We start from the raw sequence: 16880 nt of genomic DNA, 5'->3' as shown, positions 1-16880 counted from the left end.
TCCTCACATGTTATCCTTTTACTGACCCGACGACAATTCCCTTGACGTAAAATTTCTGGAAGAACGGGTACGCGATAAGAATCGGGATTACTCCGATTACGGCGATCGCCATCTTCACCGTCTCGACCGGCGCAGCGGAGGTAAGTTCACTGGCATAGGAGCCGAAATCTCCGCTAGACAGAAATTGGGCATCCGACAGAATGCGGTTGAGCAAATTCTGAATTCCGTAAAGCTTGGAGTCCGTCAAATAGATCATTCCGTTGTTCCAATCGTTCCAGTAAATGATCGTTTGGAAAAGACCTATCGTCGCCATGATCGGCATAGACAGTGGAAGGACGATCGACGAGAATGTTCTCCATTCTCCCGCGCCGTCGATTTTCGCCGATTCGATGACCGGCATCGGGATGGAGGTTTGGAAAAACGTCCGCATCAGCATCACGTTAAAGCCGTTCATCAACAGCCCGGGGACGATAAGCGCCCAGATCGTGTTTTTGATATCGAATAACTGAGTATACATCAGATAACTCGGAACCAAGCCACCATTGAAGAGCATGGTGAAGAAGACGGCGAACGCCATGTAATTTCGCACCGGGTAATCGCCCCGGGAGATCGGATAAGCCAGTAAAGACGTAATAATCAAACTGATAGCGGTACCGAACACTGTGACGAAAACGGTAATCCCGTAAGCACTGAAAATTTCCGATCCGCCTTTCCACAAATAGTCGTATGCTGCCATGCTAAATTCCGATGGGAAGAAGGAAAAGCCATTCTGAACAATCACGTTCTCATCCGTGAACGATGAGACAACCAGAAGAACAAAAGGCAAAATACATGCAAGAGTAAACAATAGATAAAGGATATGTCCGAACAATCGCCACACCCGGTTTTCCGTTTTCATCGATATCCCTCTTTCTTAGAACAAAGCATTGTCTTTATTGATTTTTCGTACGATCAGGTTGGCCGTGATAACCAATACGAACCCGACAATCGATTGATAGAAGCCTGCCGCGGCCGACATCCCGATATCTCCCAGCCCGAGCAATCCGCGGAATACATAAGTATCGATGACGTTCGTCGTATCGTAAAGCGGCCCGGAATTCATCGGAACTTGATAGAACAGACCGAAGTCGGAGTAGAAAATACGTCCGATCGAAAGAAGCGTCAGCATGATGATTACCGGAGAGAGCAGCGGAATCGTAATAGACCGGATCTGCTGCCACTTGGAAGCTCCGTCAAGCCTGGCCGCTTCGTAATATTCTTCATCGATTCCGATGATGGAGGCGAAATAGATGACGATGGAAAATCCAAGCCCTTTCCAAAAGTGGACGATCGTCAAAATAATCGGCCAATACTTTGGTTCGAAATACCACGATATCTCGTCCATTCCAAGCGCCGGAAGCACGACCTTGTTCAATAACCCCGTATCCAAGCTGAGAACGGCGTAAACAATATAGCTGACAATAATAATGGAAATAAGCTGCGGAAGCAGAATAACGCTCTGGTAAAATCGTGAGAAAAACTTGCTTCTGATCTCGTTGAGCAGGATCGCAAGAACGATCGACATCAGGGTGCCGACAAGGATCCATACGAGGTTGTACGCGATCGTATTTCGGGTAATGATGTACGCATCCGAAGTCTTGAACAAATACTCGAAGTTTTTGAATCCGACCCAATCACTTCCCAGGATGCCTTTCGAGAAATTTACGTTCTTAAACGCGATGACAATCCCGAACATAGGCAAATAGTTGTTAATCAGCAAGTATGCCAATCCCGGCAAAGTCATAAGTGTGAGAGGCATGAATTTACGGAATCGGTTCGACTTTTTCGCCGCGCTTATGGTTGCGGGCACCGTTCCGGTACTGGCGGTCTGTGACATTTGCATCCCCTTCCTCTAATCTGTTAGTCAAGACCTATAATATAGGAAAGCCAGTATAGTCACTAACGTTCTGCCGACTATTTCACTATTGCTTTCACGACTTTATTCCGGACTGCCCAATCGATAGAAGAGTTAGCATTATTATCGCTGGTGCGATCAGTGGAACCGTAGTAAAGCGAAGATGATGCCATTTGCTGGCGCCATCTAATCTTGCTGCTTCGTAGTATTCTTCGTCGATCCCGATAATGGATGCGAAGTAGACGACAATAGAGAAGCCGAGCCTTTCCACAGGTGAACGATGGGCAGAAAAAGATCATTTTTTTCGTCTTCTCAATGTGGGATGGCAAACCTAATTACCACACTGTACCCCTTGTTGTGCTCATGCCCCACTTTTTACTTACTAATAGGCAAAAAAAGAACCTTCGTCTCCACTCTCACGGTGGTTTTGAAGGTTCTTTCTGCATATGTATGGGACTCACTCTCTCAGGCTTCCTATATGTTTACAAATTTAAGGGACGCCTATACCTTTGGCTTATATCAGTATAAAGCCTACCCTTTATCTTAAGGGGTGGGCTTTAATTTACACTCATATTGGTACTAAGCAGGTTAGTTCTATCTAATCATTTAATCCCTTTCCACCCAGAATTTTCTGCATACATTTTTCAACCCTTGACTCTCGAGTTTTGGATTGTTTGGGTTCAGAATAATAAAGAATGTATGCTCTTTGCCGTCCGGGCGTCAATGCTTTAAAAGCAGTTTTCAAGGCAGGGATTTCATCGAATTTATTTTGAAGTTCTTCAGGAATTATGAATCTGTATTCTTTTTAAAATCCACTTCCAAATCGGCTTTTCCAACTTCAATAGCTTCATAAATATAGGCTTTCAAGATGGTCTCCATTTCAACTATTTCTCGAACATTGGTGAACCGAATCTGGCGCCCCGCTTGTACATTCTCCGTTTGTTGGATTAGGATACCATGGGCATCTCAACCTTAGGATTCATGTTTGAAAATCAGGCAAATACCTGATTATATTTGTTTTCCTGTATCGTTCATGGTAAAAACACCCTCAAACGAAGCTCTCCCTGTTACTAAGACTTCAATGATTCGGATATCTTTCTTTCAGAAACTTTACAGATTGGTTTATTAATGCACCTAATACATCTACATTAATATCTGATACCTTATTGATGTAGACACACGCTTTGGCTTCCGTATGTTTTCCGAAGTCCTTTAACAACGCTTCCCGCCCTGTGTCACCTGTCGCAAAATACAAACTGATCTTTGCCTTACGAGGTGAAAAACCTACTAGTGGTGCATTGCCTTCATGACCGGATTCATATTTATAATGATACGAACCAAAGCCAATAATACTCGGCCCCCACATCTTCGCTGGGTAACCAGTCGTTTCAGTAAATATATCTAATAGCTTATAGGCATCTTCACGTTTCTTAAGATTTTCGACATTTTCAATAAACTCAATAACACTATTGTCTGTTTCTTTTGTTTTCTGTTCATACATAGGTAGAACCTCTCCTTTCAAGTGGGTACATATTCATATTTATTATAACACCACTGAGCAGAAGAGCGATTACACTCATAAATATTACATCTCAACAGCACTCTGCTTAAGCAAAAAGGCCCCTCACGGAGCCTTTCAAGTAGCGATATTTATAGATAATAGCAGCAAGAAGACAATCGTTATTATTATTCTGGTTGTGTCTTTTTTAAATAGGCCCGCCACGTAATGCACCATTGCTTCGGATCATCGAGGGATGATTCATCGTTACGGTGAACGGTACTGTTATGCGGAGCTGATTTCACAATATCCGGCTGCGTATAAGCTTCGTTTGAGATATGCTCCAGCGCCCCAATATATTCGTCCAAGTCTTCTTTGGAATAAGACTCTGTCGGCTCTAAAGTGAAGGGCTGCTTCACGATATACGGATGGTGGGAAGTCCAATAATGGAGGCCAAAATCACACATGCGACGAGTGATATCCTCGGTTGTGACACCCGTTTCCTCGGTAAGCTGCTTCCAGCTGTAACGAACCTGCTCAAGGCGGCGGCCTTTGATATAAGGTGCACTCGCTCCGCGGATTTGCAGGATTTTGTGATAGAGATAGTTATTGTTTAGAACTGCGGTTTGCGCAACATCCTTTAGTCCATCTGGACCCAGACTCATAATCCAAGCGTAAGAGCGCAGCACCGTTTGAGCTACACCATGGAAGCTCCGAACTTTGCCAATGCTCTCTTCTGCCTGATTTGCTAGTACATACCGGCTTCCAACATAATCGACGAGCGGTCCCGGCAAAAAAGGTTTGAGCTCTTCGCTAACGCCTAGAGCACCTGTAGCTGGACCACCGCACATATGGGGAGCAGCAAAGGTCTTATGCAAGTTGAAGAAACACATATCGAAGCCGGCTTCCTTCGCACGCGTAATGCCGAGCAAGCCATTAGCATTTGCCTGATCGTAGAAACAGATACCGCCCGCTTCATGTACAACATCGGTAAACTCGCGAATACGGTGATTGAAGATACCGGTATCTTCCGGGTTTGCTACTACAAATCCAGCGGTTCGATCAGATATCACATTTTTCAGCTTCTCCAAGTCTGGAAATCCGTCCTCGTCGGGATGTAGCGTAATGATTTTGTAGCCTTTTACAGCAGCTGTCGCAGCTTGAGAAGGGTGGGAGAAAATCGTCGTAATAATCTCATCCCGCTGATTCCCCTCACCTCGCGAATCATGGTAAGCCCGAACGATGGAGGCCATTGCGAGTAATGCTTGCGTCCCGCTGCTTGGCTGAAACGAGAAGGCATCCATTCCGCTAATCTCACGCATCGCAAGATCCAGTTTATAGAAAATTTCCAGTATGCCTTGAACAGAGCCCGCATCCTGCAAGGGATGCAGCTCCATCATATGGGGCGAACGGATCAGCATTTCGTTGATACGCGGAATATATTTCATCGTACAAGTTCCTTGTCCAATCTCAACGTTCAAATCGGAGCCAAGCGTCTCTTGCGATAGGCGCAAATAATGCCGAAGTACTTTTGCTTGACCAATCTCGGGAAGCCCCGGCGCACTGCTGCGACGCATGGATGCAGGAATGCGGCGGGTACCGTCTCCTATCTCAGTTGCAATTCCAGCCTCTGTTCCAGGCGGAATTACACCTCGCTCGCCCTGACGATGAAGTTCAAAGATAATCGGCTCATCCCATTTGGCTTGATGGAAATTTCGGACTTTATGGTCCCTGCGAATTCGTTTCATGGCGCTTTCGTCCCTCCTCTGTATAAGTCAATCATGATTTGCGAACGATGGTTTGAATCGTGTCTGCTAGGCGATCTAGATCAAGCTGCGAATGAATTTCTGTCACGCAGTAGAGTGCAGTTTGTCCCCACTCCGGGAATGCGTCAGACAAATCCTTGCCTCCAAAAATCCCTGCTTCCGAGAGCTTTGTGTTAATCTGAGCGACAGTTAAGCCGGTATGATTAAAATCAACGACAAACTCCTTAAAGAAAGCGACTTCACCGAATCGAAGAGATACGCCTGGAATGGCGGTGAGCTTCTTCGCTGCATATTGCGACTTCTGCATGATCGTCTCCCCGACCTCCTGCATGCCGGTTGGTCCAAGCAAGGACAAGTAGACGCCTGCTGTTATTCCCCATAATGCAGTCTGGGTACCGACGGATTCCTTCCCTTTCTCGCGTAGAGCGAAGGATGTTCTCTCATATGCCACGTCACCGAAGCCGTACTCGCCTTCCACCTCAGTTGGCACGATGCCGAACAACCTTGATGGGTACTCCATGACATACTTTTCTTCATCGCGAGTCGCAATAAAGCCGGCTTGCCCGCCGCCATAGTTCATATGCATCCCGAGCGGCTGCAAATCGCCGCAGACGATATCCGCGCCATATTGACTAGGCGGCTGAAGAACACCAAGAGAGATGGGGTCAACACCGACGATCGAAATGGCATTCACCGAATGAGCAAGCTCCGAGATTTCATGGCCTTGGTCTTCAATAATACCCAGATAACCGGGATTCTCGAAGTAAACTGCAGCTATATCGCTCGATAGCTTGCTGCGCAGATCCTCCAAATTCATTTTGCCCGTTGCCTCGTCGATTTCAACGAAGCGAAGCTCCATCACAGGCGTGCAATAGTTGTTGATTATCATTACTTTGTCAGGATCAACCGACCTTGGAAGCAAGGCGACTCTACGGCCAGTAATACGGCCCGCCATCCGAATGGAAGTTGACGCAGCCTGAGCCCAGTCAAAGGTAGGGACATTCACGACATCCATATCGACCAGCTCAGCCATTAGACTTTGGTACTCGAACAGCGTTTGGAAGCGTCCATGATCTTCATAGGGTTCACCTGCATAAGCCGTTACAAACTCGGAGCGTTGATTGATCTCGTCACAGACAGCGGGAATAAAATGTTGCCAGCAGCCCGCTCCTAGAAAGTTGAGATATGCTGCACCATGCTGGTTTTTCGCAAGCAGGCTCTCAATATGACGGCGCAATTCATATTCGGTCATCGCTGGGGGGAGGTTCATCTCCCGGTTCAGCTTCAAGCTATCTGGTATACCATCATGGAGCTGGTCCATCGAGGTAAGACCAATCTCCTTCAGCATCGCATCGCGAACCTCAGGTACGGTATTCGGTATATAGGGATGGGCATACGTTCTGTTCTCAGGCAAGGTAAACGCCTCCATTCATTGTTTTCAGAATAGGTTGTATCCTGCAGCCGTTCTTAGGCAATACCCCCGCCGTCCACAACAAGCACGCTTCCTGTTACCCAAGAAGACATATCGCTTGCTAGGAACAGCACTGCATTGGCGATATCACGCGGGGTTCCGAGCCTTTCAAGCGGACGGCCGACGGCAGAGGCGACCAGGAATGTTGCTTCGTCCTGCTGCAGCTGCTTGGCTTCATCGCGCAGAAGGGGTGTATCCGTATCGCCTGGAGAAACGCAGTTCACACGAATATTGGCGATCCCGTGATCGATGGCCATCGCTCTGGTTAAATTCACGACGCCTGCCTTGGCGGCGCAATAAGCTGCAGCTCGGTCCCCGCCTTTAAGACCCCAGCCCGAGCCCGAATTAATGATACTGCCTCCACCGCTGCGTTCCATGATCGGAATGATAGATTTGGAGAGCAGATAGACACCCTTCAAGGAAACATCAATAACGAGATCCCAGTCGCGTTCTTCCAGCTCAACGACAGTCTTGCGGCGGATAACGCCGGCATTATTAAACAAGATATCAATTCGCCCATGAGCAGCATCAATTTCTGCTGCTGTACGCTGGCAATCTTCCGAGGAGGTCACATCACAACGATAAAAGCTCGCTCGTCCTCCCTTTTCCGTTATTCCCTTAACCGCCTGTTCGCCCATTGCTTCGTTAATATCAATAAGGATGGCAACTGCCCCGAAGCTCGCTAGAAGTTCAGCTGTCGCAAGTCCAATACCTGAGGCGCCTCCGGTGATTACGGCTACTTTTCCAGATAGATTCAATATGTCTTGTGTATTAAGCATGATTAGTCCCCTCCTGTTGTAGCTGATTTGCTTCCCATCTCATCTGATGACTGAGCCGCTCAGGAGCGGTATCTTCGGAAAGATAAGGCTTCAGCAGCATCCCAAAACGGAATTCTTCTGAAGTAACTGTGCTTTCTGCTGATTGAGCAGGCCCGCAGCTATTGCTGCCAAGACCATTTTGGCGGTAATCCAAATTTAGCGTGATGAAATCCCGCGGAACAAGATCACTCGCATGTTTGGCTGCTTCTAAGTCAGCATCCGTATAACGTCGAGCACTGAATTCTAGAGTCGGTACACCTGTCGCTAGCAGACCAATTCCGCTGCCATCTGTGATGGATACAAAGCGGACATCCGTACGATTTCCGTTCTCTTGTGGATAGATATAAGGGGTAAATAGTTCATCAACAGACTTACTATAAACACCAAATCGTCCTGCTTCTTTGCTATCGGAATAATTCTCTCCCGGACCGCGGCCATACCATTTAACTGTATCCATGTCTGCTGGTATCTCCAGTTGAAGTCCAATCTTAGGAAGCATAGCAGGCGGCTTGCCTTCTGGTACGCCATGCACATCGATCATGATTAGACCTGAGCCTGTGATGGTGTAAGTCGTTTCACAGCGGAAACCCCAATCGTAAACGGGCGGGGCAATACGGGAAGTCCATCTTATCCGAATCGTCCCTTCATCCAATCGTTCCCAGCGGCAAACATCGATTCGTTCCGTCAGCTTATCGAGATGCGCCTTGTACCAGTCGGGCAGGACATACATATCGTTGTCAATCGGCGCTCGCCAGAAGTTGAGACGAGGTCCTTTGTTTAACAACTTTTGACCGTTTATGCGGAGTGAGCTGATCCCTGATTGCCGGGTATCGAATGCCAATTTGAAATAATCGTTCCCCATGATGATCTGTCGCCCATCCTCCGTGCAGGATAAGCTTGGAATCGGTAGACTATCGGCTGCTAAAGTAAATCCTTCATCGACGATATCCCCGTCAGCTCGGATATTTGCACTACTCTGCTCATTACCTACAGGTTCAAGAGCAAGCTGCGCCCATGCGATCTCATGCCCTCGCTCTCCCCAAATGCAAGTTGCTGCAAGCGAAAAGCCGATATTCAGCCAACGCTCCGCACCCTTCACTAATAGGGACAGCTGCGAATCATTCCGAATAGGAACGAACAGCTCTTCACTTTCACCAGGACCAATCTGAGGCAGCAACAGTACACCACTTTGGACCGTCCGTCCTTCTACCGTCACGCTCCAATCTGCATTGAGGTGATCCAGCGTTATAAAATCATACCGATTGGTGATTCGTATGCGATCATTACTTATATACTCGACCCTGACAGGCTCGATAATCTTCTTATATTCAATTAGTCCAGGAGATGGCGTTCGATCCGGACGTACAAGGCCATCAATAACAAAATTGCTATTGTTCGGCACATCGCCATAGTCTCCACCATAAGCATAATCGTCTTTGCCATCGGCTGTCTTTCTGCGAATACCGTGATCGATCCACTCCCAGACGAAGCCGCCCTGCAATCTTCGATAAGCATCAAACATGTCAAAATATAGCTTGAGGCCACCTGGACCATTCCCCATCGCATGAGCGAATTCACATAGAATATGCGGTTTAGGATGCTCTACCATCTGGCCAAAACCTTCCATCTTCACCAGGGAGGAATACATCGTGCTCACAATGTCGCACACTTCCGCTTCTCGATCTTCTTCATAGTGAATAAGACGGGTCGGATCATTTTGCTTGCACCATTCCGACATCGCCCGAAAGTTGCAGCCAAAGCCAGACTCGTTACCCAGCGACCAGAACAGAACCGAAGGATGATTCTTATCCCGCTCCACCATACGGCGAATCCTGTCCACATACGCCTCCTGCCAAGCAGGATCATCACTAAGCTTAGAAATGTTGCCCAAAAGCTCAAACCCATGTGTCTCCAAGTCCGTTTCTTCCATGACATACAAGCCATATTCATCACAAAGATCATAAAACCTCGGATCATTCGGATAATGCGCCGTTCTGACCGCATTAATATTATGCTGTTTCATCATTTTCACATCTTGAATCATCGTCGAAAGCGTGACCGTTCTTCCCGTATCTGGGTGATGATCATGACGATTCACACCTTTGAGTAAAATCGCTTTGCCATTCACCAGGAATTGGCCGTTCTTTACTTCTATCTTGCGGAAGCCTACGCGCTGGGCAACAGTCTCGACCACTTGAGCATTCTGATCCACTATACTAATCGCCAGATGATACAAAGCAGGGGCTTCTGCACTCCAAAGTGCAGGCTTCACGACTGGAATGGCGAATGCTGCAACGAAAGTCTGATCATCAGCAGCCGCAATTTGATTCACTGCCGAAGAAACAAATGCGCCTTCTTGATCCAAAAGGTCCAGCCGCACTTCACCTCGCAAGTCCTCTCCACTCAGTACTACTTGTACCGAAAGTATGGCATCGCAATATTCGGTATCCAGCTCCGTAACGATCCGGTAATCCACAATACGGACCGATGATGGCTCAGAAATCAAATAAACATCTCGGAAAATACCGCTCATATACCACATATCCTGATCTTCCAAGTAGGTGCCGTCCGACCATTGGTAAACACGAACAGCCATACGGTTGATACCCGGCTTCACATAAGGTGTCAAATCAAATTCCGATGTCAAGCGGCTTCCTTGGCTGTATCCGACGAATGTCCCGTTGACCCACACGTGAAAGGCACTATCTACTCCATCGAACTTAACAGCCAGCTTTCTGCCATCCCAATGCCCAGGAAGCTCAAATTCCCTTATATAGCTGCCTGTCGGATTATCATTCGGTACATGAGGTGGATCGACAGGAAATGGATAATATAAGTCCGTATAATGTGGATTCCCATAACCCTTCAGTTGCCAATGACTTGGAACCTGAATGTCATCCCAGCTGGATGTATCGTAATTCTCTTCATAAAATCCGTCCGGGGCCCATTCAGGTCCCTTCGCATATTGAAACTTCCAACTGCCATTCAATGAGCGGAACCAAGGAGAGCTCCCACGATCATAGCTCAAAGCTCCAGAACGATCGGAAAATGGGATGAAATATGATCGGCTTTTCGCACGGCCACGCGCCAGTACTGAAAGGTTATCCCAATCGCGTTCTACTTTCTCGTTTCGCATAGCTGCTTCTCCTCTCGAAACTCTATCTCTATACCTATCCCTTAATCCCCGTACCAGCTATTCCACCGACAATATAACGCTGTGCGAAGAAAAATACAGCGAGCGGAGGAATCGAGATTAGACAAGTAATCGCCATAATAGATTGCATATCGACGCCGAACATGCCCTTGAACTGCGATAATCCGAGCGTCAGTGTGTACTTCGACTGATCATTAAGGAAAATAAGCGGCCCCAGATAATCATTCCAGCAGCTCATCATTTGAAACACAGCGACTAATATGAGCGAAGGCCCCATGAGCGGAACAATAATCCGCATAAGAATGCCAAATTTGCTGGCCCCGTCAATTGTAGCCGCCTCATCAAGTTCACGTGGAATCGTCAGAATAAACTGCCTCAGCAGGAAGATGAAGTAAGCTGAACCGAACCACGATGGAACGATAAGCGGTTTGAGCGTATTAATCCATCCCAAATAATTGAACTCCATATACTGCGGAATCATCGTTACTTCCCAAGGAATCATCATAGTCGCGAGTACAACAAGAAAAAGCTGATTGCGTCCTCTAAAATCAAATCTCGCGAACCCGTAAGCCACGAGGGTACAGGATATCAACTGACCAATCGTAGACAACGCAGTCACGATAACCGTATTTTTCAGGAATAAGTTAAAGGGTTGAATCGTCCATGCTTCGGCAAAGTTACTGAATTTCCAAACCGAAGGAATCCATTTTGGCGGAAAAAGATAAAGCTCCGTTGGTGACTTAAGGGCAGTCGTCACCGCCCAAAATAGTGGTGCAGCGAACATCAGCGAGCAGAAGATCAGCAGCGCATAAACGATGATCCGTCTCATACAGAGCGCCCCCTTCCACCGGACTTGGATTTTTTCTCCGGCATGCGCTTCATTTCGCCTTCATAGAACACCCAAGCCTCTGACGACTTGAAAACAATAAAAGTCAATGTGAGCACAATAAGGAACATAAACCATGCGTTTGCTGCTGAGTAGCCCATTTTGAAAAACTTAAACGCATTCTCATACATATACATCGCGTAGAAGTACGTTGATTTCATCGGGCCGCCGCCCGTGAGCAATAACGCAAGAGTCAGCTGTTGAAAGGCCGCGATAATAGAAGTGATTAAGTTGAACAAAATCGTCGGCGTAAGCATCGGAATCGTAACGCTGATGAACTGCCTGATCTTACCCGCTCCATCGATCGAAGCAGATTCGTAAAGATCCTTTGGTATCCCCTTGAGCCCAGCGAGAAAGACGAGCATCATTGCGCCTTGTCCCCATAGACTTGCGACAACCATTGCTACCATTGACCAAGTTGTATCATTCAACCAGTCTGGGCCTTGTACACCGATGATCGACAAAAAATAATTCAATATGCCGTAATCACCGCTGTACACCCAAGACCAGATCATAGCCAAAGCAACGCCCGAGATGACAGAAGGCAGGTAGAATGCTGTTCGAAAAATAGCACTGCCCCGTGTCTTCTGATTGAGCAAAATCGCAAGTCCCAACCCAACTGCAATATTGAGCGGAACAAACAGAGCTGCAAACTTAATCGTGACGCCGAATGACTTCCAAAACAACGGATCATCCGTAAACATTTCTACATAATTGCCAAATCCAATAAAATGCACCTTGCCCACGATCGGCCAATCAAAAAACGATATGATAAGAGAGAACAACAACGGCCCTAAAGTGAAAACGAGGAATCCGAAGATCCACGGGAAAATGAAGAGGTAGGGCGCAGCCCCACCCCATCTGCGTTTCCAGCTAGGCCTCAGGCTGGCCGAATGTTTCCCTGCTGTCTGCGGGTAGGTCTGAGCCATCTCCTAACCTTCTTTCTGCAGCTTTAATGTTATTTCAAATAACGTTCGCTATCTTTTACGGCTTGATTCAATGCATCCTGTGCATTACTGCCATGCATGACTGCTTCTACTGCAGCAGAAAGCTGTCTATTCACTTCATTCCACTTTGCATGCAGCAGGAAAGCCGGTGTATTGTCCGAACGCTCCAGCATCGTATAATACGGCTTATACAGAGGATCTTGATCCTTCTTGAGCTCTTCCACGACGCTTAACCTTACTGGCAGATCAGCTACGCGCATCTTGATCGCTTCATTGGATACATAAAACTTGATAAATTCCCAAGCTAGATCCTTCTGCTTAGAATCCTTAGCAATGGACAGCGCAGATTCTGCAACAACGCCTTTAGCCTGCTTGCCTGGAAATGATGGCATTTCCACGGTTCCTACATCAATACCTGCTTGCTTGAAGGAGTCGAGTGGCCAAATTCCGCTCTCCCACATAGCGATTTTGCCAGCTTTGAAAATATCCTCACCGCTTTGCTGACCTTTACCACCTGTAAGCACGGCCGAACCGTTCTTTACCATGTCCCCAAACATTTGAATCGCACCAGCTGTTTCACTGCTGTTCATGTAGCCGTCAATCGTTTTGCCGTCATCTGAGATATAAGAGCTGCCATTACTCCATACAAACCCTTGCAGATCATACGTGTCATTCTCAGCCCGAGCACCGAAGCCATACTGCTTCTTTGTTTTGTCTGTCAGTTGCTTGGAGATTTCTTGGAAGTCATCCCATGTCCACCCATCCTTCGGATAAGGAATCTTCGCATCATCAAACATTTTCTTGTTGTAGTACACAACGCGAGTCGTGAACCCTGCTGGAATGCCATAGAGAACGCTGTCAATTGTCGCGTAATTGAATAAACCGCTGTAGAAGTCTTCCTTGTTCAGGTCACTATCCCCGTCTGCGTAGCTGTTAAGCGGCTCAAGCGACTGGTGATAGGTTGGAAAATCCCACATGTACATCACATCAGGAGGATTTGTAGCACCGAAACCTGCAGCCAACTTCTGGTCAAACCCATCCGCGTAAGCTTCTACCTGAACCTTCGTGCCAGGATGAAGTTCTTCGAATTTCTTAGCGATATCCTGCTCAATCTTGAGCGGATCCCCTGTATCCCAAGTGGCAAATCGAAGCGTTTTCACAGCTGTAGAACCTTTTCCACCTTCGGGCTTCGCCGTCGTGCCATTTACACTTTCGTTATTACCCGTGCATGCAGTAAGCATTGTCATGGTCATAACAGTCGCAACAACAATAAGAGAAATTTTGTTCTTCATTCTGGCAGCTCCCCTATCCGTGTGGTACATCTTATTTGAACTGCTTTCATCTTAACTAAAATGAAAGCGCTACAAAACCGTTAACCATTCGAATGTTGGTGTGGTTTTGTTCGATTTACTTGGGAAGGTGTACATCTGTTAGGAGCGTGCCGCCTTTTTGTTGGGTACGGTAGTAGCTAGGCGTTTGCCCCGTACAGCGCTTGAACCATTTACTGAAATATTTGCTATCGCCAAGCCCCGTTCGCTCGGCAATTTCCTGCATCGTAAGGGTCGTTTCTTTCAATAACACATAGGATAATTTGAGCTTGCGTTTATATTGATAGGCGACGAAGCTGTCCCCTACTGCTTTCTTGAACAGGATCGAGAAATGACTGCGGCTGAGGCCGACCTGCCTTGCTACGTCACTGACTGACCATTCCGAAGCCGGGTTGTCATGCAGCAGGTTAACTGCTCGCCAGATTGCCTCCGGCCAATCCACCGCAGATACGCTGAGGGCTTTCTCCAATTCGGCTTCTTTATGAAGCGCAGACCAGGCTTGAAGTCGTTCATCCGCATGTAAAAGCGGTCCTCTTCTGGCCCACTGCAGCTTCGTACTCTTGCTCTTTTGCTCCACCAGCAACATGTCCAAGGCATTCAAACCAGAATTCGGTACGATACAGTAGCATCGTTCCTCCCCATAAGGAATAATAGTCCCTTCACAAATCCTTCGATCCTCGTATGTCACTTTCTTCAATAGATCCAGCCAAGATGACTCGCAGCCTGAGGTCTTGACTAGATAGATATAGACGGGCTCACCATGGAAAGACCACTCCTCGCGGGTACGCTTCTCCATCTCGCCAATAAATTTATCGTTATGTCCGTTCAGCCAAGCGTATAACAGGGTACTCAACCGCTCTCCTTGCTCGCTGGCGTTTTCTTCAAGCGCCGCAGATTCCGAAGCTGCCTTGAGTTCACATTGGAACTTCGCCAGCATCCCTTCCAGCTCTTCATCCTCGAAGGCGGTTTTGAGCAGATAGCCAGATGCGCCCAGCTTTATGCCCTGCTGAGCATATTCAAAATCCCGGTGGCAGCTAAGTAGGATGATTCTTGTATTAGGAGCCTTCTCCTTTATTTTGCGTGACAATTCGATGCCATCCATCTCGGGCATGACAATATCCGTAATGACAACTTGAGGCTCATGTTCAAGGAAGGCTTCCCAAGCTTTGCGGCCGTTCGGAGCATCCGCGACTACTTCCATTCCATATTTATCCCATGGGACGGTCGACCGAAGTCCTTTGCGGACAATACTTTCGTCATCTGCTATTAACACCTTAATCATCTTGGTTGTTTCCATGCAGGTTCTCCTCCTTCTTGGGCCATTCGATGATGATCGTAGTCCCTTCACCTTGAATCGATTGTACGGTTAACCCATACTGCAAGCCAAAATGCAGCTTGAATTTCTGATCGGCATTTTGCACCCCAAGTCCTCCCCGGCCCTTGCGATTCGTCATATTAGGCAACAATAGAAGCTTCAGCTTCTCTGGAGGAATACCAGCCCCGTTATCAGATAACTTAAGCAGTAAATGATTGCCTGTCTCCTTTACGGTTAAATGGATCACACCTTTGCCATCCTCGAAGCCATGGAAAAAAATATTTTCGAATAACGGCTGAAGCGTCATTCGGGGAATCAGATAACGTTTCAAATGCTCATCGCATTCCAGCTCATACTCGAACGTGGAACCATAACGAACTTCCTGGATTTTTAGAAAATGCTCAATCATTCGCAGCTCGCGCTCCATAGGAATCAACTCCTGTGAGATATCCAAATTACCTTCAAGTACCATGGTAAGATGGTACAGCATCTGACGGATATCTTCCGCTCCTTGCAGTCTCGCTTTCCATTGAATCGAATTAAGCGTGTTAAACAGCAGATGGGGATTGATTTGATAATGGAAGGCCTTGAGTTCCGCTTCCTTCTTAAGTCGCTCGCTCCGTTCAACTTCGCCAATTAACGACTGTATACCGCTCACCATACTATTAAAGCTTGTATCCAAGCTGCCCAGCTCGTCATGGGATTCAACCTGAGTCCTCGTATGCAGCTTTCCGAAACTTACCTTCTGCATCGCATCCTTAAGACGGCGAATCCGTGCGGTAAACCGAGAAGAGAAAAAGTATGCTAGTCCAAAGGCCAGCAGACAGGAACCAAAAGCGACGATAATGGTATTCGATCTTATAATGTCGGAAGAGCGATAAAAGGATGCAGCAGGCAATCTTGCCTCGATGCTCCACCCATTAACATCAAGAGTTTTAGTCCATAGGATATCACTCTCTTTTGACTGGAAGGCGGTTGCCGTCTCATATATAATCCTTCCCTGTGGATCATCTATTTTGAGATGTGCCTTCGTATCATTCTCGAACAGTTGGAACATGTGAAGCAGATCTTCGGCATTTTCTTCGATTAGAATTTTACTGCCTCGCAGCGCTCCGTAAGGACTATTAACCGGAACAGCCAAGCCAAGCACCGAAATACCATTCGTTATCGTATCTCCCATACCGTGATTCTGAGGGTAAAATCCCATCCAATACTTACCAGAAGAGGAATTCGTCATTGCTTGCCATGCGGGAATTAGGCTGAGCTTGGATACATCGAGATTATTTTCCCCATAATAATAGCCAGAACGTGTAATGATATAAATCCCAATTGTCCGATCTGATTTAAGCGCTTTCAAAAGTGTTTCAAAATCATTCTTATCCATAATATCTTTATAGGTAATGGGTACCTGATCCCCAAGATCAACTCGCGCAGGATCAAGTAAATAGGAATAAACCGTTTCTGTTGTCTGATTCATTCGGTTCAAATAAGAGCTCATCTGCTGTTCCAATTGAGCTACTGCATTCTCCCCATATTTGCCAAACTGGGAATTAATGACCTTCGCCGATTGGTAATAAGACAAGGCTCCAAGCGATAGAAGCGGAATAATTGTCACAATGAGAAAGCAGAAGAGAAGCTTGGTTCGTATGTTCCGATAAGGGCCAAACAAAAAGCGAATGCCCAGTTTCTTAAGAAAATGATTCATTTAGGTTGTCTCCTCCTCCTCATTTTACTTGAAGTGTATCATGGACCACTTTTATCGAACAATGAAAAGTAAATCCAGCTTTGCATAAAATGCTTTGG

13 protein-coding genes and 1 pseudogene are annotated in these 16880 nt (G+C 46.9%); all 14 read right to left on the bottom strand.

Annotation, left to right across the window (positions count from 1 at the left end):
• Positions 1–10 precede the first annotated feature (10 nt).
• Positions 11–898: a carbohydrate ABC transporter permease gene (locus tag AC787_RS05330; RefSeq protein ID WP_054023827.1), complete on the bottom strand. Its 888-nt coding sequence runs from the start codon at positions 896–898 to the stop codon at positions 11–13.
• Between the two features lie 15 nt (positions 899–913).
• Complete coding sequence (locus AC787_RS05325) at positions 914–1876, bottom strand: ABC transporter permease (RefSeq protein WP_082360636.1); 963 nt, start codon at positions 1874–1876, stop codon at positions 914–916.
• Positions 1877–1970: 94 nt separating this feature from the next.
• Positions 1971–2165, bottom strand: a complete 195-nt coding sequence (locus AC787_RS33085; protein WP_082360635.1) for an ABC transporter permease subunit — start codon at positions 2163–2165, stop codon at positions 1971–1973.
• Positions 2166–2492: 327 nt separating this feature from the next.
• Positions 2493–2860, bottom strand: a pseudogene (locus AC787_RS05320) (YdeI/OmpD-associated family protein); the annotation flags it as partial.
• Positions 2861–2972: 112 nt separating this feature from the next.
• The gene (locus AC787_RS05315; protein WP_054023826.1) at positions 2973–3395 is read right to left on the bottom strand and encodes a DUF1801 domain-containing protein; all 423 of its coding nucleotides are present in this window, start codon (positions 3393–3395) and stop codon (positions 2973–2975) included.
• A 185-nt stretch (positions 3396–3580) separates the two neighbouring features.
• Entirely contained in the window at positions 3581–5140 is a 1560-nt protein-coding gene (gene gcvPB / locus AC787_RS05310; protein ID WP_054023825.1) for an aminomethyl-transferring glycine dehydrogenase subunit GcvPB, read from the bottom strand.
• A gap of 31 nt (positions 5141–5171) precedes the next feature.
• Entirely contained in the window at positions 5172–6587 is a 1416-nt protein-coding gene (gene gcvPA, locus AC787_RS05305; protein ID WP_054023824.1) for an aminomethyl-transferring glycine dehydrogenase subunit GcvPA, read from the bottom strand.
• 38 nt (positions 6588–6625) lie between these two features.
• Entirely contained in the window at positions 6626–7408 is a 783-nt protein-coding gene (locus AC787_RS05300; RefSeq protein ID WP_054023823.1) for an SDR family NAD(P)-dependent oxidoreductase, read from the bottom strand.
• Positions 7401–10583 (bottom strand): glycoside hydrolase family 2 TIM barrel-domain containing protein, encoded by a 3183-nt coding sequence (locus tag AC787_RS05295; protein ID WP_054023822.1) that lies wholly within the window; start codon positions 10581–10583, stop codon positions 7401–7403. The genes AC787_RS05300 and AC787_RS05295 overlap by 8 nt, the downstream gene beginning before the upstream one ends.
• 34 nt (positions 10584–10617) lie before the next feature.
• Positions 10618–11430, bottom strand: coding sequence for a carbohydrate ABC transporter permease (locus tag AC787_RS05290; RefSeq protein WP_054023821.1), 813 nt, complete (start codon positions 11428–11430; stop codon positions 10618–10620).
• Positions 11427–12416, bottom strand: coding sequence for a carbohydrate ABC transporter permease (locus tag AC787_RS05285; protein ID WP_054023820.1), 990 nt, complete (start codon positions 12414–12416; stop codon positions 11427–11429). The genes AC787_RS05290 and AC787_RS05285 overlap by 4 nt, the downstream gene beginning before the upstream one ends.
• Positions 12417–12445: 29 nt before the next feature.
• Positions 12446–13726, bottom strand: coding sequence for an ABC transporter substrate-binding protein (locus AC787_RS05280; protein ID WP_054023819.1), 1281 nt, complete (start codon positions 13724–13726; stop codon positions 12446–12448).
• Positions 13727–13841: 115 nt separating this feature from the next.
• Entirely contained in the window at positions 13842–15059 is a 1218-nt protein-coding gene (locus tag AC787_RS05275; RefSeq protein WP_054023818.1) for a response regulator transcription factor, read from the bottom strand.
• A complete protein-coding gene (locus AC787_RS05270) occupies positions 15037–16782 on the bottom strand; it encodes a sensor histidine kinase (protein WP_054023817.1) in 1746 nt (581 codons plus the stop codon). Before AC787_RS05270 ends, AC787_RS05275 begins: the two co-directional genes overlap by 23 nt.
• Positions 16783–16880: the final 98 nt, after the last annotated feature.

The sequence above is a fragment of the Bacillus sp. FJAT-28004 genome (genome assembly GCF_001280845.1).
GTDB lineage: Bacteria > Bacillota > Bacilli > Paenibacillales > Paenibacillaceae > Pristimantibacillus.
The sequence above is the reverse complement of the archived record's forward strand: the minus strand, read 5'-3'. Positions and strand labels throughout refer to the sequence as shown.